At 58.8% G+C, this 25,903-nt stretch carries 12 protein-coding genes; 6 read left to right on the top strand and 6 right to left on the bottom strand.

Annotated features, from left to right (window positions below; translation table 11 throughout):
• Positions 1–21: 21 nt before the first annotated feature.
• Entirely contained in the window at positions 22–2,832 is a 2,811-nt protein-coding gene (locus ACG9DO_RS14640; RefSeq protein WP_394729212.1) for a M10 family metallopeptidase C-terminal domain-containing protein, read from the bottom strand.
• Between the two features lie 573 nt (positions 2,833–3,405).
• Positions 3,406–6,660 carry a calcium-binding protein gene (locus ACG9DO_RS14635; protein ID WP_394729210.1) on the bottom strand — a complete coding sequence of 1,085 codons (3,255 nt, stop codon included), beginning with the start codon at positions 6,658–6,660 and terminating at the stop codon, positions 3,406–3,408.
• Positions 6,661–6,896: 236 nt separating this feature from the next.
• Here ACG9DO_RS14635 and ACG9DO_RS14630 point away from each other — a divergent pair, with 236 nt between their 5' ends.
• The 5 genes from ACG9DO_RS14630 (at position 6,897) to ACG9DO_RS14610 (ending at position 18,731) form a co-directional block, all read left to right on the top strand.
• The gene (locus tag ACG9DO_RS14630) at positions 6,897–10,115 is read left to right on the top strand and encodes a bifunctional cytochrome P450/NADPH--P450 reductase (protein ID WP_394729208.1); all 3,219 of its coding nucleotides are present in this window, start codon (positions 6,897–6,899) and stop codon (positions 10,113–10,115) included.
• A 97-nt stretch (positions 10,116–10,212) separates the two neighbouring features.
• Entirely contained in the window at positions 10,213–11,457 is a 1,245-nt protein-coding gene (locus ACG9DO_RS14625) for a parallel beta-helix domain-containing protein (RefSeq protein WP_394729206.1), read from the top strand.
• A gap of 131 nt (positions 11,458–11,588) precedes the next feature.
• Positions 11,589–12,617: an SO2930 family diheme c-type cytochrome gene (locus ACG9DO_RS14620; protein WP_394729204.1), complete on the top strand. Its 1,029-nt coding sequence runs from the start codon at positions 11,589–11,591 to the stop codon at positions 12,615–12,617.
• 325 nt (positions 12,618–12,942) lie between these two features.
• Entirely contained in the window at positions 12,943–16,053 is a 3,111-nt protein-coding gene (locus tag ACG9DO_RS14615) for a S8 family peptidase (RefSeq protein WP_394729202.1), read from the top strand.
• 152 nt (positions 16,054–16,205) lie between these two features.
• The gene (locus ACG9DO_RS14610) at positions 16,206–18,731 is read left to right on the top strand and encodes an EAL domain-containing protein (protein ID WP_394729200.1); all 2,526 of its coding nucleotides are present in this window, start codon (positions 16,206–16,208) and stop codon (positions 18,729–18,731) included.
• Positions 18,732–18,768: 37 nt separating this feature from the next.
• Here the strand turns inward: ACG9DO_RS14610 and ACG9DO_RS14605 are convergent, their stop codons facing one another.
• The 3 genes from ACG9DO_RS14605 to ACG9DO_RS14595 form a co-directional block, all read right to left on the bottom strand.
• Complete coding sequence (locus ACG9DO_RS14605; protein WP_394729198.1) at positions 18,769–19,083, bottom strand: P-II family nitrogen regulator; 315 nt, start codon at positions 19,081–19,083, stop codon at positions 18,769–18,771.
• A 40-nt stretch (positions 19,084–19,123) separates the two neighbouring features.
• On the bottom strand, positions 19,124–20,131 hold the full coding sequence (locus ACG9DO_RS14600; protein ID WP_394729196.1) for a sodium-dependent bicarbonate transport family permease: 1,008 nt from the start codon (positions 20,129–20,131) through the stop codon (positions 19,124–19,126).
• Between the two features lie 122 nt (positions 20,132–20,253).
• Positions 20,254–21,216, bottom strand: a complete 963-nt coding sequence (locus ACG9DO_RS14595) for a LysR family transcriptional regulator (protein ID WP_394729194.1) — start codon at positions 21,214–21,216, stop codon at positions 20,254–20,256.
• A gap of 11 nt (positions 21,217–21,227) precedes the next feature.
• Here ACG9DO_RS14595 and ACG9DO_RS14590 point away from each other — a divergent pair, with 11 nt between their 5' ends.
• The gene (locus tag ACG9DO_RS14590; protein ID WP_394729192.1) at positions 21,228–24,881 is read left to right on the top strand and encodes a hydantoinase B/oxoprolinase family protein; all 3,654 of its coding nucleotides are present in this window, start codon (positions 21,228–21,230) and stop codon (positions 24,879–24,881) included.
• On the opposite strand, the gene galE is transcribed toward ACG9DO_RS14590, so the two are convergent.
• Positions 24,878–25,903: a UDP-glucose 4-epimerase GalE gene (gene galE / locus ACG9DO_RS14585; protein WP_394729190.1), complete on the bottom strand. Its 1,026-nt coding sequence runs from the start codon at positions 25,901–25,903 to the stop codon at positions 24,878–24,880. The two genes, ACG9DO_RS14590 and galE, sit on opposite strands and share 4 nt — an antisense overlap.

Below are 25,903 nucleotides of genomic sequence, written 5' to 3'. Positions count from 1 at the left end.
CAGGGCTCGCTTGATGAGCCCCTACCCGAAGAACTCGGCGTGCAGTTGCTGTTCGAGCAGGGATTGGCTGGCGAGAGCCAGCTCTCCTGCGATCGCCTCGCCCGGCATCATCCACCCATCGTCGCCGCCTGAGCCGCCGCCTGAGCTGCTGCCCGAACCGGCATCTTGCTTGCCGCCGCTCTCAGGGTCCGCGACCGGATTGTTCAGCTCGCCCGGCTTGCCGCTTGCTGGCGGCTCCTGCCCGCTGCCGCCATAGAGCCAGCTGCCCCAGGTGCTTTCGGTGTAGCCGTTGGCGGTGAGATAATCGATCATCTGCTGCTGCGATTGGTAATTGGCATAACGGATGTTGCCATCGGCATGCATGAAGGCGCGCAGATAGGCGGTACCATCGGTCAGCGCGAAATAGACTTCCCAGATGCCATCGCCATCATAATCATCCGCGCCGAGGACACCGTTGATGTTCTCGATCTGGAGGTCGTTCTGGAAGCGCACCTGACTATCGTTCGGACTGCCGGCGACGACATCGCCCGAGGCCACCAGCGGATCGATGTAGATGCCTGCGACGCGCGTCTCGCCCGCCCAGCTATGGTCAGCGAAATAGACCAGGCCGTCGGGCGCCGTGCCAACGGTGGCAAACCGGCCGATCGCATCATTGACGAGGATCTGGTCGATATCGCCATCGCCATTGATGTCAGCCGCCCCGATGCGCAGCCAGTTGCCATTGCCGCCCAGGGCATTGCCGTCAAAATCGCGAATGCCGTTCATCGCTGTCTGGTAAACACTGGGATCGGCGGTGTTGAAATTGACCGAAATGCCGGTCCCGGGCAGCAGGCGGATGGTCTGGTCAGTGAACTGCAGGAACTCGACGTTGGTGAGCGTATCCGTGCCGTCCGCACCCACGACCCGGAAGACCCCGGTCGATGTCTGCGTCACGGTGTAGGCCGCGCGATTGCCCGAGACCACCGCCGTGTCGACATTGCTCCCGCCATCAAGCGTGTCATTGCCGAGACCGCCAGTGAGGCGGTTCGCCACATCATTTCCAATCAGCTGGTCATTGCCCGAACCGCCCACGGCATTCTCGATGATCGTGCCGCGCGCAATGCTCATATTGCCAACGCTGCCGCCGACATTGGAGAAGGTTTCAGGGTTAAGGTTGATGAGCTGCGCAGCAGAAAAGGTCGAATAGTTGACTGTATCGTTGCCGCCATGATCAATGATCGTAAAGGCCAGCAGATTGCCTGCGTTATTGGTGGCATTCGCGCCCACCCCGAATGAGTCACGACCGGTGTTATTGCCAACGCCATAGGTGCTGTCGCCTGTGCGCGTGGTAGTCGAGGTGCCATAGGAATTCTGGATGGCAACAATATCGGCGCCCATCGGTGTGAGAGTGAAGACGGTGCTGAACCCCTGATCGCGGAAGAACGTGTTCTCGTTCTGGCTGAAATAGGACATGACCGTGGTTGCCCAGCTGTCATTGAGATAGCTGGCATCCTGCGTATAGCTCGCTGAGTTGTTGTAGTTTCCGCCGTGGCCGAGACCTAATGCGTGGCCGATCTCATGCAGGTAGGTCTGGAACGAATAGCTGTCGAGCGTGGTGCCGGAGTTGGCCAGCCAGTCGGTCGAAATATTGACGTTGGAGCGGATGATAAAACCGCCAGAAACGGTCGATGACGCGAAGGCCCCTTCTTCGTTATCGTCAAAAGTGATTTGGGCAGTGCCCGACACTTCTGAAAATGTCACTCCGAGTACATCGCTCCAAAGATTGAGGGCCTCGCGAGCGAGGAATTGTCCCGCTGTTGTGAGGGCCGTGATGTTGACGGTTAGCGTGCCGCCTTCGGAAACGTTGAAACGACGCTCCGTTCCGGTCCCACCCCAATAGCCGCTGAGCAGTTGACCCGCGATCTGATCGTTGGTGTATTCCTGCAGCGGTGGCGCCACAACGCCGGTCAATTGATAGGAGCCTGACGAGCTATCCGCCCAGCCACCAACATCGATGTAATAGGTGCCGGTTGTCTCTACCTCGACGCGGATGCGTGAATAGGTGCCCGAGCTGTCGTCATTCCAGGCGAGTACATTGCCGGAAGCATCGCGCAAGGTAAGGGTCGTATCGGCATCTGCGCCGCCGCCAGTGCTGCTCGTCGTGAATTCGTAAATCTGACCCGCTTCGAGCGTGACTGCATACCAGTCGCGGTCGCCTGTCACATTGAGCGTGCTGTTGACCGTGCTGCCCAATGTGAATGCGGCGCTTCCCGCGACGCTTCCGCCGACATCGTCATTATTCGGGCGTGAGCTGGAGAGGTAATACTGCCCTGTAAGCGTGCTCCAGCTTCCGACATCCAGATAGTAGGTGCCGGTTGTGGGTGCGGTGAAAGTGATCTCGGAGTAATAGAGGCCAGCGCCCGTATTGGCATCGTCATTGGTGGTGATCAGTCCACCTGTGCTGTTGCGCAAGGTCAGCGTGCTATCCTGCAGACCGCCGCCCGGCAGGTACACTGTAAAAGTATAGGTTTCGCCAGCAGTCAGGTTGATCCTGAACCAGTCCTGGTCACTGCCTGTGTCGATCGAGCTGGTTACCGCACTTCCTGGCGCGAGGGTCTCGGTCGTGGCTGTGCTGGCAGGGATCGTGTCCGTTGTTGCAGTGCCGGCCCCACCGGGCTGGAAATCCTTTCCATCATCGTCGTGCGCATGGCATCCAGAGCATGAGCAGCCTTCAAAGTGGAACGGCGTTTTGGTTACCCCAAAACTGCTGTTGGTCAGCGAATTCGTGGCACTGAAGAACTCGCTGCCGCGCCTTGCCTCAAGGCTGGCATCAAGAAGTGACTGCTCAAACATAAACGACCTCACTGGTTCCCTTCAACTGCGCCGACTTCACTGCGGCCCACGCGCTTGCAACTCGCGCGCGATAACCATTGCAACGGAAATGGCGAGATGGTCCAGATCTCTCACTGCAAGGGCTCGATCTGAAACATCCAGAGTAACTTCTGGAAATGCGAATGCTTGATTGACAGTGCGTATTGCGGCTTGTGCCGATATCGAACCCTTCTTCGAGATTGCGATAGCCAATTCCACTTCCTCTGGTTCAACCTGTACAGACTGATCCAGCAATGAATTTACAAGCTGGCGCGAAAAGCTGCGACAGATATCCTCGCTGGTCAGATCCTGGCTGATTACCTCCCCACCGATTGCGCTGCACCTTGGCTCAGGGCCGCGCGCCAAGCCGACACTTTCAAAAGCAAGCACGAGCGCCGCGCATCCAGTCGCAAAGGCCAGAGGTGACATCGATCCAGTCCAAATTCCGTTCAATCTCCGAAGCTTATGGAAGGAGACTTACCAGTGCAATGAAATGAATGGTAAATCGCTTGCAATTCATGATGAAATGATCGTCACAAACAGCAATCGGTCATCTCACCCAAAGAATTCGATATTTTGTTGCTGTTCCGTGAAAGACCATCCCGCCGCCTGAAGAGGCCCTGCCAGGCTGGCGTTCGCGAAATCGGTCATCCACGCGTCGGCGAGCATCGATCCGATCAAGGCGCTGCTCCCATCGCCGCCGCCTGAGCCGCCGCCTGAGCCGCCGCCTGAGCTGCTGCCCGAACCGGCATCTTGCTTGTCGCTGCTCTCAGGGTCCGCGACCGGATCGAGCAGGCTCGAAGCCTTCCCGCTGCTGGCCGGGTCTTCCTGCGCGCCGGAACCATAAAGCCAGCTGCCATACGTGCTTTCATTATAGCCGTTGGCGGTGAGATAATCGATCATCTGCTGCTGCGACTGGTAATTGGCGTAGCGGATGTTGCCGTCGGCATGCATGAAGGCGCGCAGGTAAGCCGTCCCATCGGTCAGCGCGAAATAGACTTCCTGAATACCATCGCCATCATAATCATCCGCGCCGAGAACACGGTTGATATTCTGGATCACCAGATCGTTCTGGAAACGCGTCTGGCTGTCGAAGGGGCCGCCGGCGACGACATCGCCCGACAGCACCAGCGGATCGATATAGATGCCTGCGACGCGCGTCTCGCCCGCCCAGCTATGGTCCGCGAAATAGACGAGGCCATCGGGTGCAGTTCCGACTGTGGCAAACCGGCCGATCTCCGCATTGACGAGGATCTGGTCGACATCGCCATCGCCATTGATGTCCGAAGCACCAATCCAAAGCCAGCTGCTGTAGCCGCCCAGATCATTACCGCTGAAGTCGCGGATATTGGTCATCGCTACCTGGTATGAGAAGGGGTCGGCAGGATCAAAGTTCACGGAGACGCCTTCGCCGCGATATAGGCGAACCCTCTCGTCAGCGAATTCAGCGAATTCGATTGTCTCAAGACGGTCGGTGCCATCCGGTCCGACCACCTCGAACACGCCGAGCTGGATCTGCGTAATGGTGTAGTCGGCGCGGTTGCCGCTGAAAACAGCGGTATCGATATGTTCGCCGCCTTCGAGCCAGTCATTATCAGCGCCGCCGATAAGGCGGTCATCTTCGTCGCCGCCCCGCAGCGTGTCCGCTCCGCCAAACCCTTCGAGGACATCGAAGCCGCCATCGCCAAAGAGGCTATCGTCAACGTTTCCGCCGAACAGGCGGTCATTTCCGCCCCCGCCGACCAGGTTGTTGAACTCCTGCCCGCCATAGATCACATCATCGGACACGTTGCCGAAAACGGTAACGAACTGGCCGGTGACAGCGCGCAGGTCAACTTCATTACCCGCTGCGCTCAGGCGGAGCTGAAGCGGAGCATTGGTAAGCGCCAACGAACCGCCGTCTGCAATCGTCAGATAGCGCAACTGAAGTTCATCGAACCCATTGAGCTGCGCGATTGTCGCAATGACATTGCCTTGCCCCTGGCTTTCGAGAATTTCGATATCGCTGGAAAAGGTGACGCCGGTAATGTCGTAATCGTCAAAATCGTTGCCGGTATCGATGATCAGCCGGTCATAACCATCGCCACCAACCACGCTGTCGCCATTGTCGAGGAATGTGACTCTGATCGTGTCGTCGCCTGCCCCGCCATTAATGCTGAGAACACCCTGGCCACCAATGATGATTTCGTCATTACCTCCGCCACCATTGACGGTGTTGTTTCCATCGCCGCTCAGCAGGAAAAAATCGTCAAACCCGCTACCGGTGAAATTGTTGTTGCCGCCGCCTGAAAGAATGCGGGTGCTGATGTTGCCGGCAACGACCGTATCATTGCCGCCGCGTACGTCGATGCCGACCTGGATTACTTCCCAAGGCTCAGCATCGGAAACGCCGCTGTCAGGTCCGATAATTGTATCATTACCATTACCGGAAACGATGTTGAGGACGTGAACGTTGTTACCAGACAAATCGATGCTGACTCCGCCGTCAGGCAAGGACAATTGGATGACTTCAAAATAGCCTGCCGGATCGAAGGAGCCGTTGTCGGTTATCCGGAGATTGGGGGCTATGATGCGGGTGAATGCGCTGAATTGTGCAATCGTCCCAAGAAGCGCGGTATTGCCGGACAGCTCGAGCCCTTCGATGCTGGTAATCGGAAGGTCACCTGTGCCGAGGTCGTATTCGACGATAGAACTGCCTTGATTCGATCCGATTATTCTGATCGTGTCCGTGCCTGCTCCGCCATTGATCGCTGCATCATTTGCCGGATCCTGGCTTGGATTGAAACCGGGTTCGCCAGTAAAGTCGAAGATGAACAGATCATCTCCGTCTCCGCCGTTCAGCGTGTCGCTGCCTGAACCGCCGATAATCGTGTCATTGCCACCAAGCGCATTGATGATGTCATCGCTGGCTCGGCCATCGATAGTCTCGCCTAGATTGGTGCCGGTGATGTTGTCAGGATTGGGGGTACCGTTGATCGGCGGTCCGTTGGTGGATGTCCCGTCGGGTTCCAGTCCGCCGAAATTGTGCGCGGTAAATTGCGTCGGCGCGATATTGGGAAAGAACAGCGAATATGTAACATTGCCATCCGCGAATGGAGCGAAGCGGATAACCGAACCAGTGCCGCTCGCTTCGAGGATGAAGTGGCCCGTACCAAACGGATTGTCGAAGCCATTGTAATTGAACAGGCTGGTGCGAAGGCCGGAAAAATCAATGGCCTCGCCGCCATCCCCAGCGACAAAATCGGTAATTGTCGCGCTGCCCGGATCGATAGCGGAGAGATTGGAGAGCGCGATGGAATCGGTGCCAGTCCCCAGGGTAATCGTAAGGCCTGTCCCAACCAGTTGCAGATTCAGCGTATCATTATCCGCTCCCAGATCGATGGATCCGCCGGCACCTTCTGACCGGTAGGAAACGAGATCGTTACCGGCCCCGCCGATGATCGTAGAGTTGGTGGGAGCTGGGGCAAATGGGTCGGGATTGAAGCTCGAGAGTTGGACGATGAACTCGTCACTGCCCGCGCCGCCATCAGCGAAGTCAGCTTCGCCATTGACAAGAAGACGATCATCACCATTGCCGCCGCGCAGCGTGTTGGTGCCACTTCCGCCCGAGATGATGTCGTTGCCATCGCCGCCATCGATGGTGTCGTTGCCACCTTCGCCATCGAGGAAATCATCGCCGCTGCCTCCGTCGATGACGTCGTCACCGCCAGCGGCACGCACATCGTCATCACCTCCCCGGGCATCAATGTTGTCAGCGCCAGCGGTGCCTGCGATAAGGTCTCGTTCTTCGGTTCCGACGATGTCGGTCATGTTGTGCGTCCCTTCATGCGAATCCCGACATTCAGGGTCGGCATTTATCGCCTATGTAGAACCACTTAGGGGGGTTATCCATACAGAATTTTGAATCGGAATCGGTTTTCGATCGGCTGTGCCAGAACGTTGCAGAATTGCGCCTGTCAACAGGCTCGGAAATGCCCTTGAGTGCCAGCTGTGAAAGACCTCAAAACCCTTTGCCTGAGGCATGATCTCTGCCAGAAGCAAAGCCTATGGAGAGCACAATAGATTCCGTTTCCATCCCGCAACCCCCTGGTCAGCCGATCATCGGCAACGCACTGACAGTCGATGCATCGCGGATGATCCAGTCACTGATGGAACTGGCTGAAGAATACGGGCCGATTTTTCAGCTGGAGATCATGGGGACGCCTTTGGTGTTTGTCTCCGGCGCGGACCTGGTCGCCGAGGTGTGTGACGAGAAGCGCTTCGACAAGACGGTTCGCGGTCCTCTCAAGCGCTTGCGACTGATCGCGGGCGACGGTCTGTTTACGGGCGATACGGATGATCCCAACTGGGCCAAGGCGCACAATATCCTGCTCCCATCCTTCAGCCAGAAGGCGATGGGCAGCTACCTGCCGATGATGACCGACATCGCCAGCCAGTTGATGCTGAAATGGGAACGGCTCAATTCCGACGACGTGATTGACGTGCCGAAGGACATGATCCGCCTGACGCTCGATACGATTGGCGTGTGCGGCTTCGGATACCGTTTCAATTCATTCTATCGCCAGGATTTCCATCCCTTCATCGCCGCACTCACGCGGACATTGGAAACCACGCAGAAGATGCGCGGGCTGCCCGGTGAAAAACTGCTGAAGCGCCAGCAGATCGAGCAGCTTCATCGCGATGCGGCATACATGAACAACCTCGTCGACGAGATCATTCGTGAACGCCGCAGCGTTGGCCGCTCCGGGGGCGGCGATGGACCGCAGGACCTGCTCGATTTCATGCTGTCGGGCCGCGATGCTGCGACGGGGGAGCGGCTGTCGGACGAGAACATCCGCTACCAGATCAACACCTTTCTCATCGCAGGGCATGAAACGACATCGGGCCTGCTTTCCTTCACCCTCTACTTCCTGCTCAAAAACCGCGACGTGTTGAAGCGCGCTTATGCAGAGGTGGACGCAGTGCTGGGGCGCAATATCGACCAGACCCCGACGCTTTCGCAGATCGGGAAGCTGCCCTACATCCGCGCGATCCTGCTCGAAGCCTTGCGGCTGTGGCCGACTGCGCCTGCCTTCGGCCTCGCGCCTTACAAGGACGAAGTCCTGGGCGGGAAGTATCTCATACCCAAGGGCACGTTCACGACGGTGCTGATCCCGTCCCTGCATCGCGACAAGGCGGTTTGGGGCGACAATCCGGAAGCGTTCAATCCAGACAATTTCAGCGCTGAGGCCGAAGCGAAGCGCGATCCTGCCGCATACAAGCCGTTTGGCAACGGCCAACGCGCCTGCATCGGGCGGCAATTCGCAATTCAGGAATCGATCCTGGTGCTGGCGATGCTGCTGCAGCGCTTCGAGCTGTTCGATCCCAGCAATTACCAGCTCGACATCAAGGAGACGCTCTCGATCAAGCCGGATGACTTCTTCATCAAGGCGCGGCTGCGCGATGATGTGGAGCGAGGCGGCGTAGCAAGATCAGAGGAAACGGCGACGAGCTCAGCGCAGCCCATTGCGCCAGTGGCGACGCATGGCACGAAGCTCACAGTGCTCTATGGTTCCAACCTTGGCTCCAGTGAGAGCTTTGCACGGGAACTGGCGCAGCGCAGCGAGTTCGGCGGCTTCGACGTGACCATGGCTGAGCTCGATGCCTATGTTGGCAAGCTTCCGGCAGAAGGCGCGGTTGCGATTGCCTGCGCATCCTATAACGGCATGCCGCCGGACAACGCCGCGATGTTTGTCGAGTGGCTAGAGCAGACCGATACGCGGCTGGATGATGTCTCTTATCTGGTGCTGGGCTGCGGCAACTCGGATTGGGCAGCGACTTTTCAGGATGTCCCGCGCAAGATCGATGCGCGGATGCAGGCGCTTGGGGCCAGGCGGATTGTCGAGACGACGGAGCTCGATGCGCGCAGCGACGTTGATACCCAGTTCCACACCTGGCTCGACAGCGTTGTACCAGCGGTTGCGAAGTCTTTCGGGATTGATCTGGAGCTGGAAGCTGCTGCGGTTTCTGAACCGCTCTACACAGTGGAGATCACACAGAGTGTGACCGCAAATCAGGTCGCCGATAGAATTGGCGCGCGCGATGTAGAAGTCTTGCGCAACGAAGAGCTCAAGGATGTCAGTATCGACGATCCGCGCTCGACCAGGCATATCGAAGTCCGCCTCGATGAGGGGATGGAATACGAACCGGGCGACCATTTGTGCGTTGTGCCAGTCAATGATGATGCGATTGTCGACCGGCTGCTGCGCCGCTTCCGCCTCGATCGCGACACTTATGTGCGGATTGAATCGCGCAGCGATATGCGCGGGCCGTTCCCGAGTGGCAGCACATTCTCCGTCCTTCGGCTGGCGCAGCATGCAGGCGAGCTTCAGGCAGTCGCTACCCGCAAGGACGTGGCAACACTGGCGCGCTATGCTGAGTGCCCGGCTTCACGAGCGAAGCTCGAAGCACTGGCAAAACCGCCCTCAGACGACGGCGAGGACCTCTATGCCTCAGAGGTGCTGGCCAAGCGCAAATCCATCCTCGAACTGCTGGAAGAATTCCCGGCCTGCGAACTCCCGCTGGCGGTCTTCCTCGAGCTTATCCCCTTCATGAGTCCGCGTTACTATTCGATTTCGTCGGCTCCCGGGGCCGCGCAAGGGCAGTGTTCGATCACCGTCGGTGTAGTGAAGGGGCCGGCACTGTCGGGCAAGGGCGAGTACAAGGGTACGTGCTCCAACTATCTTGCAGAACTGGAGCCGGGCGAGCGTTTCAAGGCGCTTGTGCGCAAGCCGACCGGGAAATTCCGTCTGCCGGAAGACGCTGCGACCCCGATCATCATGGTCGGACCTGGCACCGGCATCGCACCGTTCCGCGGGTTTCTTCAGCAGCGCGCCATGCTCAAAGAACAAGGTGAGACGCTCGGCGATGCGATGCTCTTCTTCGGATGCCGCCATCGCGATCATGATTTCCTGTACCGCGATGAGCTTGAAGCGTTCGATCGGAACGGCATAGTTTCGCTGCACACAGCCTTCAGTCGGGAAGATAGCCGCCGCAGGTATGTGCAGGACCTGATCGCGAAGGAGGCGGATCGCGTATGGGCGCTGATCGAACAGGGCGCGCGGATCTATGTCTGCGGTGATGGCGCCAGGATGGAACCTGATGTCCGCAAAGCGCTCACCGCTATCTGCGCGGCGAGACGCGGATGTAGCGAACCAGAGGCGCAAGCCTGGATCGACAGGTTGATCGCTGAAGAACGCTACGTTCTCGATGTCTGGGTCGGTTAAGGCCGCACTTCGCCGTCTTGCGCGGCCATACCAGACTGGCCATACTCCCGCGCGGGTAGACGCTGCGTCTCGCACGCGCGCAGGGAGGGAATGAGAAATGCGTTTTGCGCACAGCTTTGCACTGATGGCCGCATGTTTGCTTTTTGCCTCGAGTTGTTCCGGCACAGCTTCTGACGAAGGGATGCCGTTGGGCGATCCGGGCTATGAGGAAAAACTCATGGCACAACTGCTGGATGCCAAACCCGGCGATGTCATCACGATCCCCGAAGGCAAGTTTCCGATAACTCGAAGTCTCAGCCTAACCGTTGACGGGGTGACGATCCGTGGGGCGGGCATGGACAAGTCGATCCTCTCTTTCAAGGGACAGGTCGCAGGCGCCGAAGGCCTGCTGGTCACAGCTAACAATTTCACGATCGAGAACCTTGCGATCGAAGACACGATCGGGGACGCGCTGAAAATCAGCGAAGGAAACACTATCGTCATTCGCGGCGTCAGGGTCGAATGGACCGATGGCTACAAGACCGAAAATGGCGCTTATGGCATCTATCCGGTGCAGACCACCAATGTGCTGATGGAGGACAATGTCGCAATCGGTGCGTCCGATGCGGGGCTCTATATCGGTCAGTCGAAGAACGTGATCGTGCGTCGCAATCGGGCTGAATACAATGTAGCAGGGATCGAAATCGAAAACACGATCGATGCTGACGTCTACGAGAATATCGCGACCAACAACACTGGCGGCATACTGGTGTTCAACATGCCCAACCTTGCTCAGGAGGGGAAGCGCACGCGGGTCTTCAACAACAAGGTTATCGGCAACAACACGGAGAATTTCGGACATGAAGGCACGCCGGTTGCCAGCGTTCCGGCGGGATCCGGGATCGTCGTGAGTTCGAATGATCAGGTCGAGATTTTCAATAATGAAATCAGGGACAACAACACAGCAAACATCATCGTATCCAGCGTATATTCAACCAATTATTCAGAGCGAAACGCGGTCCAGGGCTATGATCCCTATCCAGAAGGCATCTTCATCTACGGCAACGATCTTTCAGGTGGGGGAAGCTCGCCGGACGGGCTTGAGCTGAAGACGCTCAAGACGGTCATGTTTGGCATCAACGGCGCTTTTCCCGATGTCCTGTGGGATGGCTATTTCAACCCCACGAAAACGGTGGAAGGCAAGCTCCCGCTGAGCGAACGCATCTGCATCGATAATGGCGATGTGGGTATCCTCAACGTCGACGGGCCGAATGACTTTGCCAACCCTTCGACCGATCCGGCGGACCACAGATGCACGCTGCCCAAACTTCCTGCGGTGGAACTGGAGTTGACCGGCGAGTGAAGCCTCTTGCGTTCGCATCGGCCGTCGGTGCCTTGCTGGCGGGTCTGCTGCTATTGACCGCGTGCGGAGAGGGATCGCGTGCGGGGCCAGAACTTGCCGCATCCACAACCCCGGTTTTCCACGATGAAGGAATGCCTGCACGGCTGAGCGAGTGGAACCTTGTCCGGATCGAGGATGGCGAGCTCGCGCTCAACCACCGTGTCACCCCCTACGACCTCAATTCCTCGCTCTTCACCGACTATGCGCACAAGCTGCGTACCGTGTGGCTCCCGGAAGGGAAGGTAGCCGGATATGACGTGGAGGAGGTTTTTGACTTTCCCGTTGGCACGGTCATTTCGAAGACCTTCTATTATCCGACGCAGCGCACTGGCGAGTATCTGCTGGAGCAAGACCGAACAGCACAGCGCCTAGCCGAGGGGTTTCGGCTGGACGCGGTCCGGCTGGTGGAAACGCGCCTGCTCGTTCACCGCGAGGAGGGCTGGGTCGCGCTCCCCTATGTCTGGAATGCCGAACAGAGCGATGCTGTGCTCAAGCGGACAGGGGATGCGCAGCAGGCGACGCTGGTCAAGGTTGGCGGAGAGGTTCAAGATTTCACATACATCGTTCCCAACGCCAACCAATGCGCGGGTTGCCACGCGACCAATGCGACGACCCGTGAGATTCAGCCCATCGGCCCCAAGGCGCGGCATCTGAACAGGGACTTCGTTTATTCTCATGGTCAAGCTAACCAGATCGCAGCGTGGGCTGAGGCAGGGCTGCTGAGCGGTGTGCCAGAGGCGGGGGCTGTCCCTCGCAATGCTGTCTGGGACAACCAGGCCGAAAGCCTCGAAGCCCGTGCGCGCGCCTATCTCGATATCAATTGCGCGCATTGTCACAATCGTGTCGGGCCGGCTGACACGTCAGGCCTGTTGCTGGAACATGACGCGCCGAGGGGGCCTTCGCTGGGCCTGTGCAAGCTGCCGATCGCTGCTGGAAAGGGGACTGGCGGAAGGGCTTTCGGTATCGTACCCGGCAATCCCAACCAGTCGATCTTCACTTACCGAATGGCCTCGACAGATCCTTCGATCATGATGCCGGAACTGGGCCGCTCCCTGTCTCATCAGGAAGGCACGAAACTCATTTCGGATTGGATTGCTGCAATGGGCGACGGCTGCGTCTGATAGGCGCTTCTCCCGCGCGCAGCGAATCATCTCGATTGATATGTCGCGAGGACGGGCAAACTGAATCGGCAGGTAAGATTTGCCGAAAAATTAATTCGGCCCGGTTCGAGGGTCGTCCAAGGCATTTGGAAAAAATTAGGGATTGTTAAGCGGGCCCAGCGCGGCTTTGCGCAAATCCCGCAGAAAACCGCCGGGTCCATCTACGTTTGAGAAATTCTTACTAAATTAACTATTGGACTAAACCTCGTTTGAGCAGGTGCTCGGGTAGAACACGTTCCATCGAATTGGAGCCATCACGCTCCTGATATTGATTTGGGAATGAGTTATGAAGACGCACCTCACACTTCGCACCGCGACTTTGGCGATCGCTGCAACGATCCCCAGCGTCGCATTTGCGCAGGATACGACTGACGGGGCACCCAATGATGTGTCAGTTGAACAGCCTTCCGCGATCACATCGCAGGAAACGGCGCTTGCCGTGCTCGGCTCGGAGGAAGCGCGTCAGCTTGCAGAGGGTGCAGAAGGCTCGCTGGTAACGCCTTTTACGGTGACCGCAGATCAGCTCAATCCGACCTATCGTGACATCAATCCCTTCTATAGGGATATCAATGCCTTTTACCGCGACATCAATCCGTTCTACCGCGACATCAACCCCTTCTATCGCGACATCAATCCGTTCTACCGCGACATCAACCCCTTCTACGGCAACATCAATGCGTTCTGGGGTGACATCAATGCCTTCTGGCGTGATATCGTTGCATTCGACGCTGCCTACATGGCATCCGTCGGTGATTTCTGGAGCACCAGAACGAGGAGCTGGCTGCAAACAGATGCAGCATGGGAAGCGGCAGGCGGTGACCTGACCGCGCTGAATGCGATCCGCACGGACCTGCTCGCTCTCATTTCAGCCTCAGAGCAACAGTTCGGCGCGCGCGTCAAGGCCGCTGAAGGCGGCACCTTTATGCAAAGCTTCGCGCAAGCAGTGCTCGAACGGCACGGGATCGACATCAATGATCCGGCATCGCTGGCGAACTGGACCATGGCGCAGCGTGCCGCGTTCTATGTCGACTGGCATGACAGCCTGATGCAATATTCGGGTTTCGATCAGGTCGATCACTGGATGGCAACGATCAACTGGAATCCGGCGGTTACGCATATTCAGGGTGCTTATAATCGGGCAGTCGTTGGCATTATTGACTCTGATTTTGGCGCTACCGGCGATCTGGCCAACAACCTGATCTGGAGCGGCGGCTCCTCGACCGATCTGAACGGGCATGGCGCTGGCGTCGCCAGCTTGATTGCCGGCGCTCATGACGGCCAGGACATCATGGGTATCGCTCCCAATGCAACCATCACCGCTTATAACCCATTCGCGCTCGATGGCACGGCCACTTGGGATGATATAGCTGCCGGAATTTGGGCAATCAAAGGAAGCACGCTGCTGAACAGTTTCCTTGGCACGGGAACACGGGCGAGCGTAATCAACCTCTCACTGGGTGAGGCGGGTGCAGTCGCCTCGCAAGGCTTGGCGGATGTTTTCCAGCGTAGGGATATTTCTCTGTTCAACAATTCCACTGTCTATGTTGTCGCTGCCGGTAATGATGGCATCGCACAAACGACAGATGTCGAATGGGGCATGACGACAACATCCTACAGCTTGCTCGATCCGACGATGGATCCGCAATTGGCGATGCTGCTGGGATATCCTGTGATTACGCAATCGCACAGCGACACGGCAGTGATATTTGTGGGATCGGTCGATCCGATGGGTAATATCTCCGGCTTCTCCAACACACCCGGGGACGCATGCTTGCTGGACAATGGCGTATGCTATGCTGGCAACGAGCTGATGAACCACTTCATCGTTGCGCCCGGCGAACTGCTTCTGGTTTCTGACGGGCAAGGCGGCGTTATCCGCCGCTCCGGCACCTCATTTGCTGCACCGCTGGTATCAGGCGCTATCACGCTGCTGCATGACCGCTGGCCGTGGCTGGCGGACCACCCGCATGAGACCACGGAAATTGTCTTCCGCTCGGCACGAGATCTTGGCGCGCCAGGGGTTGATCCGGTTTATGGCTGGGGTTTGCTCGATGTTACTGCATCGCAGTCCCCGCTCGATTTCAACTCTCTCGAGTTCACGCTCTACCAACTGAAGGGCAAGGGCTATCGCAGCTCGAATCAGAGCGCCTCAAACCTCGCTGCCAATGGCGTGCAGTCCTGGTGGGAAACCAGTAGCGTTTTCTTCACGATGTTCGAGAAGATCGGCAACACGCATCGTGACTTCGCAGTACCAATGTCGTCAGCTACTTACGGTAAGCGCACAAACGCATTGGGTGACTGGCTGTATTTGCAGGACTTCGTTTCAGCACGTTTCACCAATTGGCTGAAATCGGGTGGCAGCGATAGCGATGGTGACGGCATCGTCGGTATCTCTCAGGTCAATTCTGACCAGCGCGACCTCTCGAGCGGTTGGGCACTGCGCTATGACGCGGTTATGCCGCGCTTCACCGAGGATGGTCTGATTGACCTCGTCCACAGCGCTGCAACGCTCCAAGATCCAAGCGGAAAGCTGTCGCTGACCGTCGGGCATGGCGAAGGAGCGATGGCGTTGAATGGCGGCAAAGGCTTCGGTCTTGTCCAGGACTCCGATCGTTTTAGCGGCGGTGTAAACCCAATCCTCGGCTTCGCTTCTGGCGAGGCATTCATGGAAGCCAGCTATAAGCTCGGCAAACAGACTACGGTGAGCGTGGGCTTCACCGAAAACCGCCGGACCGCTGACGAAGTGCCTGGTATTTCTGATGCAGAACGTTTCGCTTTGCGTGCGCTCAAACCGCACACAGCATCGGCCATGACGCTTTCGCTCGAGCACAAGCTTTCTCCAGCGATCTCGATCAACGGCCAGTGGACTCGACTGCGCGAAGACGAGGCGCTGCTTGGCGTGCAGTCAACCCTGCCAGGTGGCCTGGACCAGGGCACTGTAACGAACGCAGTCTCTGTTTCAGCACATGTCGATCTGGGCGGCGGTCTCGCGTTCGATCTTTCGGGCACCGGTGCGCGGACGGACACTCGCAACGATCAGGTTTTCAATGCAGGACAGGATATCTTCTCAACTGCAGGACAAATTTCGCTCAGCAAGAACCGCGTGTTCGGTGAGAATGACAAGCTACGTGTCTCCTTCGCTCAGCCTCTCAGCGTCGAAGCCGGCACTATCGAGTTCACCTCGCTTGCGGTCATTGATCGTCAGACTGGCGAGACAGGTCCGGTCACGCAGAGCATCGACCTCGGCACTAAGCGGCGTCTTTCCGGGGAAGTCATCTATGGCGCGAAGCTCGGCAATTCGACTCAATTCGGCTTGTTTGGTCATTATCTGAGCGAAGGCAATCCGGGCGAGGAGGAATCCTTTGTGGTCGGCGCGAACATTGGCTGGAGATTCTGATCGGCGGCGGAAAGGCACCACTTTGCCCGTAAATTAGGTCTTAACTCGTGGCCGATAGAAGCAAAAACGAACTCTAGGGGGGGCACGTGGGTCTAAAGCGCAAAGCTCGCTCATTGCTGGTCGGAGTGTCCGCGATTGCCGCAGTCACTCTCATGCCTGGTCTCCCTGCTGCACAGGGAGAGCGGTTCGACGCGCAGATCGAGAAGGCAAAGTCGTCGATGATGGCTGATTCCGCGGCGGCGCTTAATCACGCCCGCTCGGCTGCCAGGTTCGTCAACGGATCTGGCGCAGAGGCCGACGAAGCCCGACTGACTGCGAACTGGCTTGAAGCGGAAGCGCTCTTGCGCCTCAACCGCGCGGATGAGGCGGCGGATATTGCGGATGCTGCCCTGCGTGAAGCCGAGCAAAAGCTCCCAAAATCAAAGCTCTATGCAGACCTGCTGCGCTCTTATGGGTCGATTGCCGCGGCCACAAGCGATTATGGTGCCGCGCTGAATGCGTTCCTGAAAGCGCATGAGCGTTACACCGATCTGGGCGAGAAGCGCAGTGCAGCGCTTGCACTTCAGAATATCGGTTCGCTCTATTCTGACGCTCGTGACTATGCACGAGTGCTGCGTTATTACCGGGAAGCGAACGCGATCTATCCCGATGACGTGGCGCTATCGCTGTCGGCACACAACAACAAGGGCAACGCTCTGAAAGAGCTGGGGCGTCTGGAAGAGGCAGAAGAAGAATTCCGCACTGCCCTGAGGTTGGCAAAGCGGATGCAAAGCCCGCTGCTGGAAGCGCGGATCATCAATAACATCGCGTCGACGCAGCTGTTGCGGGGGCGTCTTGCGGCTGCAGATGAGAGCGCAGCCGAGGGCCTTGCTCTGGCCCGCGCAGGCGGCGAGTCCTGGGCGCCGTTCCTCTACGGAGTGCGCAGCCAGGTCGCGTTCGAAAGAGGCAATCTGATTCAAGCGGAAGGCTTTCTTTCCCGCACCTTTGCTGGCCAGGATCTCAGCACTACGTCGCCATTCTTTCGCGATTTTCACGAGACAGCTTACAAGGTCTACCGGGGACTGGGCAATTTTCGCCTGGCGGCGGACCACATGGAGGCCTTCAGCCGCTTGGACAGCCAGGCTCGCGACCTTTCGGCCAAGGCCAACAACGCCATTCTTGCTGCGCAATTCGACGCAGCCGAGCGCGAAGCGCGCATCGTCCGTTTGTCGGCGGAAAAGCAGGCCAAGGACGTCGAACTTCGCGATCAGCAGAACCAGGTGATCCTGTTGACGCTGGGCATTCTGTTCTCAATCCTGGCCGTCGTCGGCACGCTGTTTGTTCTGCGTAACGTCAATCGCAGCCGCTCGGCGATCAAGGAAGCGAACGAGAAACTCACGTTCGTCACTCAGCATGATAGCCTCACCAGCCTCTACTCGCGTGACTATTTCAGCGAATTGCTGGACCGGCAGCTTGCGCTCCATGCGAGCGGGGGATCTCCAAGCATCCTGATGCTTGTGGATCTCGACCGCTTCAAGCAGGTCAATGACGTCTACGGCCACGCAGCTGGGGACCAGTTGCTGGCGATGCTGCGCGAGCGTTTTCGCACGGTGGTTGGCGAGAACGGCATTATGGGCCGGCTCGGCGGGGATGAATTCGCGATCATCCTGCCAGACATTGCCAATGCAGTTGAAGCACTACCGATCGCACACGCACTGATCGCGCAGGTAAGCGAGCCGTTCGAAATTGACGGTTTCGAGATGAATGTCGGGGCTTCCATTGGCATTGCTGTCATTGGCGAGGATGCCGACACCAACAGCGGAATGATGACTGATGCGGACCTTGCGCTCTACGAGGCCAAGGGCCGGGGCCGAGGTACGGCGGTCGTGTATTCAGCCCATATGCGAATGAAGCTGGAAGAGAAGGCCGAGCTTGAGAACGATCTGTCCGAAGCCCTCAAGAATGGCGAACTGTCGATCCACTACCAGCCGATCGTGCGCGGCGCTGAGCGTCAAGTTCAGTTCTACGAAGCGCTAATGCGTTGGAACCATCCGGTTCGAGGTGAAATTCCGCCAGACGTATTTATTCCGATCGCTGAAGAGACGCTGCTGATCGAAAGCCTGGGGGCATGGCTCCTTCGCTCTGCTTGCAAGGAAGCGGCGACTTGGCCCGAACATATCAAGCTCAACGTCAATATCTCGGCACTTCAGCTTTCAACCAACGCATTCCTGGGCACTTTGGTCGAAGCGCTTGCATCAAGCGGACTTGCTGCTGAACGCCTCGTGCTTGAAGTCACGGAGTCCATGCTGCTGGAGATGGACGACGAGCTCGATGGTCTGCTTGCTAGCCTCGACAAGCTGGGGGTCTGCTTTGCTCTGGATGACTTCGGGCGCGGCTATTCCTCGCTTGGCTATATCGAGAAGATCCGTTTCTCCATGATCAAGATCGACCGCAGCTTCGTCCAGCAGGCAGCGCTGGGCTCCCGCAGGAGCGAAGCCATCGTCTCTGCAATCGTCTCGCTTGCAGGTTCGCTCAAGATTGACGTCACCGCTGAGGGGATTGAGGCCGAAGAGCAGCTGCAATTGCTGCAAGAACTCGGCTGTGCTTGCTTCCAGGGCTATCATATCGGACGCCCCGAACCCCGGAACAGCGCTGAGATCGCGGCCCCTGCTGCTCGTCCAGCATTGCGGGTAGCATAGGCCTGATAGCCGGTTGCTCCATCAGATCGATGCTTCATCAGAACAGTTCGGGGCGCAGAACCTCGACCGGTGAGATGTAGATTATTCCCGAATATTCCTTGAAGAAGGTGTCGGCGATCTGTTGGGCGATCTCCCGTGCATGTTCGCCATCGGTCATCACGAACTCGATCCTCACAATGTCGAAGTCGCGCACCAGCGATGGGCGTTCATGCGTGCGGGTCAGGTGATGTCCCTTGCCGCTGCCTTCGACGACGGTGTAGCCCGAAGCGCCGGTTTCCTCGAGCAGGCGGACGATCTTCGACTGGAGCAGCCGCTCGGCTATGATGGTGACAGTGGTGGCAGGTGTGGCCATGGTCAGGTTCCTTTGTCTGAAACAGGGTCTAGCGCAGCGCTCACAATCCGAACACGATTTCGGCAAGCGCGACGAATAGCGGGACGCAGATCGCGATCGCAACGGGCGTCCCGACGCTGGTGGATGCCCCGATGAAGGCGGAAGGGTTCGCGCCGGGTATACCTGCCCGAAGGGTCGGCGGGCCGGAGATATCTGAGTTGGAGGCGGCGATGACCGCGAGGATGATCACTCCGCCCGGGCTGAAGCCCACCGTCACATGGGCGACATAGCCGAGCGCGAAACCGATCAGACCGTGGGCGATCGGGGCAGCGAAGGCGTAGGCCGCATACCAGTGCGCGACCTTGCGCAGTTCCGTGAGCCGCGCCCAGGCTTCCATGCCCATGACCAGCATCAAGACGGAGAGGAAGCCGCGGAAGAGCAGATCGTAAAAGCCCTCGTAAACCGGGCCGGGGTTGGCCAGCAGCCCGATGGCAAGACCGAGGAGCAGGGCAGACAATGCGGACCCTTGAAGAGACTCCTTGATGATTGACCAGACGCCTACCTTCGCTGCTTTTTCGCCGCTCTGGCGCGCCTTGGCGAGGCTGGCGAGCACGATCGCGAGGATCAGCGCCGGGATATCCATGAAGGGATAGAGCGCCGGAGCCCAGGCCTCGAACGGGATTTGCCGCTCGTCAAGCGCGACCATCGCTGCAGCGAGCGTGGAGGCGCTGACTGCACCGAACAACCCCGCAGTAGCATAAGCATCGTCGCGTTTCACACCCGGGAGCTTGCCCAGTGTTACCACGCCGAGCAGCACAATCATCACGCCAATCAGAGCCGCAAAGAGCGCGGGCAGAGCGAGTGCAGCAAAGTCTGCTTCACGAATTTCCATCCCGCCATGGAGGCCAATGCTCATCAGCAAGACGAAGATGATGAAGCGGTAAACCGCATCAGGAATGGCGAGCTTGCTCCCGCTCGCGGCAATGACCATCCCGCCAATTAGGAAAGCGAGGGTGGGCGATTGCAGCTGCGAAAGGAAGCTGCTGGCGAAATTGGCGAGTAGGTCCATTACGGGAAACCCCTGTTGCGACGATCGGGAATTCCCGGCGCATCTAGGGGGCGGTCAGAGTGAGGTAAAATATATTGTTTGGGATAAATCATTCGTTATTTACGAATGATTCAGTCTGGCTTTCAAGTCTTCAAGAGCGCATCCAATGCTGGATGCGCGAACCGTTCCTTCATCGTGATGACGCTGAATTCTTCGACAATTCCAGGAAGCTGGCAGGCCTCGACCAGTTGGCCTGAAGCAAGTTCGTCGTGCACGACAATCGGCGGCAAGACTGCGAGACCGGCATCTTCGCGCGCTAACAGGCGCAGCATAGCCATGTCATCGACTTCAGCCGCGATGTTGAGAGGACTGGGCAACCTCTCAGCAATCAGGTCGATATCGTTGCGGTGGCCACTGTCGCCGCTCGGCAGCAGCAAGGGCTCGCTGGTGAGCAACTCGGCGTAGTCGGAACGCCCTGCCACTCGCCTTGGCGTTCCAATCAGGCTGACCGGCTGCTGGTCGAGAACGCGCGCTGTCCAGCGGGTCGCTGAATCGCGCAAAGGGACCTGGTTCACCAACACCATGTCGATGACATGCGCTTCCAGAGCTGCAAGCAATTCCGCAATCGAGCCGGAACGGATCACCACACGGTGCGACTGGTCAGCGAGGAGCGGGCGCAGCAGGCTCAGCTGGAAATTGCGTGACAGGGTCGAGATCGCGCCGACGCGCAAGACCGGCTGACTATCCTGGCCGCCATCCTTGAGACGCCGTTGCAAGGCCTCTCCATGCGCAAAGATCGTGTCGCAATAGGCCATGGCGACCTGCCCGGCCGAACTGAGGACGAGGCCTCTGCCGCGTCGCTCGAACAGGGCATGACCGAGTTGTTCTTCCAGCTTCCTGATTTGCGCAGACAAGGCCGATTGCGAAACATTGAGGCGTTCAGCTGCGCGGGTGAGGTGGCCTTCCTTGGCGACAGCCCAGAAATATCGTAAATGGTTGTAATTCAGCATTACATCGTTCGCTTTATGTGAATGATCACTGGTGCCGATACAGCGCGATCGGAAGCCGGTCGAGCGCTTTGTTATGACGTGAATTTCCTCTGTCATTGCATCGCCAGGTGTCCTGCTTCACTAACGCGGTGGATGGCGATGGGCGACGACGCACAGTGAGCACAGGCGAGCAATGGAGCTTCTGGATCGACCGTGGAGGCACTTTCACGGATGTGGTCGCGCGCGATCCGCATGGCGCGCTCCATACCGCCAAATACCTCTCTGAGAATCCAGACAGTTACGAGGATGCCGCACTCCATGCTATCCGCCAGTCTCTTGGCCGTGCGCCGGGCGAACCGATCCCCCAGAGTCGGATCGGCGCGATCAAGATGGGCACCACGGTTGCCACCAATGCGCTGCTGGAGCGCAAGGGGGAACGCACGCTACTCGCGGTCACGAAGGGGCTGGGCGATGTGCTGGAAATCGGGACGCAGGCTCGGCCAAAGACTTTCGCGCTGAAAATCGAGAAGCCCGCGCTGCTTTACGACCATGTGATCGAAGTTGCCGAGCGGGTACGCGATGACGGGACGGTCGAGCTTCCCCTCGATGAAGAGCGCCTGCGCGAGGAACTGCAGGCGGCCTTCGGCTACGGGTTCCGCGCCATCGCGATTGTCCTGATGCATGGCTACAAGCACACAGCGCATGAAGCCCGGGTGGCTGAAATTGCGCGCGGAATCGGTTTCACGCAGGTTTCCGCCAGCCATGACGTCAGCCCGCTGACCAAGCTCGTTCCGCGCGGTGAGACCACAGTTGTGGACGCGTATCTCTCTCCAGTCCTGCGGCGCTATGTTGACCGCATTTCCGCAGCCTTTGATGAGCCGCCCGAGCCGGGCCAAGTGCTGTTCATGCAGTCGTCTGGCGGGCTGACCGATGCAAACCTGTTTCGGGGACGCGATGCGATCCTGTCCGGCCCTGCAGGCGGAGTGGTCGGCAGTGTCGCAACGGCAGAGCAGGCCGGGTTCGACAAGGTCATCGGTTTTGATATGGGAGGCACGTCAACAGACGTTTCACATTACGCCGGCACGTTCGAGAAAGCGTATGAGACCGAAGTCGCCGGGGTTCGGATGCGCGTGCCGATGCTCAGCATCCATACCGTTGCTGCAGGCGGTGGCTCGATCCTGCGCTATGATGGCGGGCGGTTCCGGGTTGGGCCGGAATCGGCGGGTGCCGACCCTGGCCCTGCCTGCTATCGCCGCGGTGGGCCGCTCGCAGTCACCGATGCCAATCTCGTGACCGGCAGGCTGCAGGCTGATTTCTTCCCAGCGATCTTCGGGCCGGGGCAGAACGAGCCTCTCGAGATCAATGCAGCGAGGGCCAGGTTCGAGACCATCGCAGCCGAGCTCGATGACGGGCGCAGCGCCGAAGATGTCGCTGAAGGTTTCCTCGACATTGCAACGCAGCACATGGCGCAGGCAATCAAGCAAATCTCCATCGCGCGCGGCCATGATTTGCGTGATTATGTGCTCAATTGCTTTGGCGGTGCTGGCGGTCAGCATGCCTGCGCTGTGGCAGACCGGCTGGGCATTTCGCGCATTTTGCTCCACCCGCTCGCCGGGGTCCTGTCAGCCTATGGCATGGGCCTCGCTGGGATTGGCACAGAGCAGCAAGTGGTCCTCGGCAAGCCGCTCGATGATGCCCTGATACGCCGCGTTCACGAAGAGTGCGAGCGCCTTCGCAACAGCAACATCCACGATCTTGAAGCCCAAGGCGTTGATATTGAGGAAGTGACCCATAATGCGCTGGGTTTGCTGCGTTATCAGGGGACGGAAACCAGCATTGAAGTCCCGCTAGCTGACGCTGCAACCATGCGCGCGCAGTTCGAAGCGTCCCATGCCCGCGCCTTTGGGTTCGTTGCGCCTGAGAAGGTGGTACTGTTCGACACACTGATCGTGCAAAGCGAGAGCGCGGCCCCCGCTGAGCGCAATACTGCTCCTGTCCCGCCAGCAACCGCTGATCCGACGCCACTGGCGACGCGTGCGATCTATGCGCAAGGCTCCTGGCATAATGCGTCTGTCTACGGCGCGCAGGCTCTTGCGCCGGGGTGCGCGATTACTGGGCCGGCAATCCTGATCGAGCCGACCGGAACCAATGTGATTGAATGTGGCTGGAGCGGTACGATCAGCGAGAAGGGTCATTTGCTGCTGACGCGCAAGGCGCAGCTCGCAAACGAGCTGGATGACGTAACCGAATGTGATCCGGTGACGCTCGAGAAGTTCAACAATCTGTTCATGTCGATCGCCGAGCAAATGGGCATTGTCCTGCGCAACACATCGCAATCGGTCAATGTGAAGGAGCGGCTCGATTTCTCCTGTGCGATTTTCGACAGCACGGGCGATCTCGTCGCCAACGCGCCGCATGTTCCGGTCCATCTCGGTTCAATGGATGCGAGCGTAAAGACCATCCTCGCCAGTGGTCAATCTATCCAACCGGGCGATGTTTTCGTCCAGAACAACCCACACAATGGCGGCTCGCATCTGCCCGATATTACTGTTGTGACACCAGTTTTTGACGAGGCCGAGGAGCAGATCCTGTTCTTCGTTGCAAGCCGCGCGCATCACGAGGATGTCGGCGGGATTTCGCCCGGTTCGATGTCTCCGCGCGGACGCACAATCCATGAAGAAGGCGTGCTGCTGGAGAATTTGAAGCTGGTCGAGCAAGGCACTTTCATGAGCGAAAGGATCGAGCGCGTGTTTGCCGATGCGCCTTATCCAGCGCGCAATATCCCGCAGAATATTGCGGACCTGATGGCACAGACAGCTGCCAATCAGGCGGGCGTGAGCGAGCTGCGCAAGCTCGTTGCGCAGCATGGTGTCGCCACTGTCCATGCCTATATGGGGCACATCCAGGACAATGCGGAAAGCTGTGTCCGCAGACTGGTCGCTGAGCTGGATGGGGGCGCATTTGCGCTGGAGCTCGATAGCAGCGCGGTCATAAGGGTCTCCGTCGCGACGGATCGCGAGGCAGGGACAGCGCGGATCGACTTCACCGGCACGAGCGAGCAGACCGACAGTGCCTTCAACGCGCCGCGCGCGGTGGTGCAGGCGGCGGTGCTTTACGTGTTCCGTTGCCTGATCGCGGACGACATTCCTTTGAACGCGGGGTGCATGAGGCCGCTAGAACTGGTCATTCCCGAAGGTTCCTTGCTCAATCCCAGGTTTCCGGCGGCGGTCGTTGCGGGCAATGTGGAGACAAGCCAGGCGGTGACTGACTGCCTGTTCGCCGCTTTGGGCAAGCTCGGCACCGCGCAAGGCACGATGAACAACCTCACGTTCGGCAATGCGCGTTACCAGTATTACGAGACGATCTGTTCCGGCGCGCCGGCAGGACCCGGCTTTGACGGGGCGGCGGCAGTTCATACGCATATGACCAACACACGCCTCACCGATCCGGAAGTACTGGAGCACCGCTTTCCGGTGATGCTTGACGAGTTCCGGATCGATCGCGGTTCTGGCGGGAAGGGCGAGTGGAATGCAGGCGACGGAATCACTCGCCGCATCCGCTTCCTCGAGGACATGGAGTGCGCGATCCTGTCAGACCATCGCCGGGTTGCGCCAGTAGGCCTGATGGGCGGTGAGGCCGGACGGATCGGGCGCAATTCGATCTTGCGCGCAGATGGCTCGCGCGAGGATCTGACGGGCTGCGGTGAGGCGCAGGTTTTCCCGGGCGATAGCGTGGAAATCGTGACGCCAACGGGCGGAGGGTTCGGCCCTAAGAGGGCTTAGGCTTCCCCCCGCAGTTCGCTCAGGCGGCGCTCCCATTGCAGCGCGTGGGCGATGATCGTTTCCAGATCGTCATGTTGCGGCTGCCAGGGCACCGTTGCTCTGATCCGCGAAGGGTCGGATACCAGCGAATCCGGGTCGCCAGCGCGGCGGCCTTCGATCCGGCGGTCCAGAGGCTGGTTGGTGACCCGATCGACCGCGTCGAGCACTTCGAGGACTGAAAAGCCGCGGCCATAACCGCAGTTCATCGTCAGCGAGCGTTCGGGCTGCTCAATCAGCGCTTCCAGCGCCAGTACATGGGCGTTTGCGAGATCGGCGACGTGGATATAGTCCCGCACGCCGGTCCCGTCAGGCGTGTCGTAGTCGGTCCCGAACACGCTGACATGGTCGCGCTTGCCCAGTGCCGCTTCGACCGCGACCTTGATCAGATGCGTTGCGCCAGCGGTCGATTGCCCGCTGCGTGCCTGCGGATCGGCACCCGCGACGTTGAAGTACCGCAACGCGCAATGGTTCATTGGATGCGCCTTCGACACGTCAGAGAGCATCTGCTCCGTCATCAGCTTGGTCCAGCCATAGGGATTGATCGGCTGCTTCGGGCTATCCTCGCTGATCGGGGAGCTTTCCGGGATGCCGTAAGTCGCAGCGGTTGAGGAAAAAATGAAATGCGGCACGCCTGCTGTCACTGCGGCCTCTGCCAATGCGGCGCTCTTTGCGGTGTTGTTGTGATAGTACTTGAGCGGGTTCTCGACGCTTTCGGGCACGATTATCGACCCGGCGAAATGCATGATTGCGCCTCTCCCGCCGCCCATGCCCTGCTCTGCGAAAATGCGTGCGAGGAGGGCGGCGTCGGCAATATCCCCCTGGTAGAAGGGCACATCCTCGGGGACCGCAAAGCGAAAGCCTGTGGTGAGGTTGTCGATGACCGCAACCGGCCAGCCCGCATCTTTCAGCGCGAGCACAGCATGGCTACCAATATAGCCAGCGCCGCCGGTGACGAGGACGGGAGTTTTCTTGGTCTCGCTCAT

Source organism: Altererythrobacter sp. GH1-8 (genome assembly GCF_043702085.1).
GTDB lineage: Bacteria > Pseudomonadota > Alphaproteobacteria > Sphingomonadales > Sphingomonadaceae > Erythrobacter.
This window is presented reverse-complemented; position numbering and strand designations above follow the sequence as displayed.